Consider the following 505-nt stretch of genomic DNA (forward strand, 5'->3'; position numbering starts at 1 on the left):
CCGGGATAGGATTCTTTTTGAAGATCGTCGAGCATGCGGTGCCCGTGATCGGGCCGCATAGGAATTTCAAGATCCGTTCGGCCTTCCGCTTTTCGACGCTCTTGTTCCTTAATAAGAGCATACATGATGTCAAACATGCCGGCGTGACCCTCCAGGTGATTGGCCTCTTGGAAGCTGCCGTCATCATCGCGGGCCACACTGCGCAGGTGAATGAAGTTGACTCGATCACCCAGCCGTTCAACCATGCCCGGCAGATCGTTATCGGCGCGGGCTCCGTATGAACCGGTACAGAGAGTTAGACCGTTGTAGAGCGAATCCACTACCTCAGTCAATTGTTTCGCATCGGCCTCGGTGCTGACTATTCGGGGCAGGCCAAATAGTGGGAAGGGGGGATCATCCGGATGGATGGCCATGCGTACCTCGTGCTCTTCGGCAACAGGGATAATTTGCCTGAGAAAATCATACAGGTGTTCTCTCAACTGCTGGTCATCGATATCTTCATATT

General features: G+C 53.3%; 1 protein-coding gene. It reads right to left on the reverse strand.

The features are described from left to right. A partial coding sequence (gene uxuA, locus NC796_RS27015) for a mannonate dehydratase (RefSeq protein WP_310688950.1) occupies window positions 1-505 on the reverse strand: 505 nt, incomplete at both ends.

This window comes from Aliifodinibius sp. S!AR15-10 (assembly GCF_031569985.1).
Classification (GTDB): Bacteria; Bacteroidota; Rhodothermia; order Balneolales; family Balneolaceae; genus JAMQKA01.